This is a genomic window from Leucobacter sp. M11, from assembly GCF_035726885.1.
GTDB lineage: Bacteria > Actinomycetota > Actinomycetes > Actinomycetales > Microbacteriaceae > JAPFRB01.
This window is the reverse complement of record NZ_JAPFRB010000001.1, coordinates 20,380-21,295: the sequence shown is the minus strand read 5'-3', so window position 1 is coordinate 21,295 and position 916 is coordinate 20,380. Positions and strand designations below refer to the sequence as shown.

The 916-nt window shown below is 71.1% G+C and carries 1 protein-coding gene; it reads right to left on the bottom strand.

Annotation, left to right across the window (positions count from 1 at the left end):
- Positions 1-25: 25 nt before the first annotated feature.
- On the bottom strand, positions 26-916 hold an 891-nt coding region (tal, locus tag OOT08_RS00110), incomplete at its 5' end, for a transaldolase (protein ID WP_325090570.1).

Here is a 916-nt window from a genome sequence, read left to right as displayed (position 1 = left end):
AGCTCGGAGCCCAGGGTGAGGAGGGTCACCGGTTCGCCTCGAGACCCGCGCGCACGGTCGCGAGGAGTTCGTTCCAGGACACCTCGAACTTTTCGAGGCCCTCGCGCTCCAGGAGCTCGGTGACCTCGGCGTAGTCGATGCCCTGCTCGGCGACGGCGTTCAGCTGCGCGTTCGCAACCGCGGTGTGCCCCGTGACGGCGTCCGCCACGACGGGCTCGGCGGCGGCAACCGCCTCCAGCGTGGCCTCCGGCATCGTGTTGACGGTGTCCGGGGCGACCAGCTCGGTCACGTACGCGGTGGGGGCCAGCTGCGGGTCTTTCACCCCGGTGGAGGCCCAGAGGGGGCGCTGCCGGTGGGCGCCCGCGGCGCTCAGCACGGCGAAACGCTCGGAGTCGAAGGCCTGACCGAAGACCTCGTAGGCGAGGTGCGCGTTCGCGATCGCGGTCTTCCCGGTCAGCTCGAGCGCCTCGTCGGTGCCGATCGCGCGGAGCCGCGCGTCGACCTCGGTGTCGAGCCGGGAGACGAAGAACGAGGCGACGGAGTGAATTGCGGTCAGGTCCAGCCCGGCCGCCCGGGCCCGCTCGAGGCCGCTCAGGTAGGCGTTGGTCACCTGCCGGTAGCGTTCCAGGCTGAAGATGAGGGTCACGTTCACGCTGATGCCCTCGGCGATCACGTCGCTGATTGCGTCCAGCCCGGCCAGGGTCGCGGGGATCTTAATCATCGCGTTTTCGCGGTTGACGAGCGCCCAGAGCTCGCGGGCCTGCGCGACGGTGCCGACGGCGTCGTGCGCGAGGCGCGGCTCGACCTCGATGGAGACGCGCCCGTCGACCCCACCGCTGGCCCGATAGCGGGGCTCCAGGAGGTCGCAGGCGTCCCGGACGTCGGCGCTCGTGAGCGCGAAGACGGTCTCCTCAAG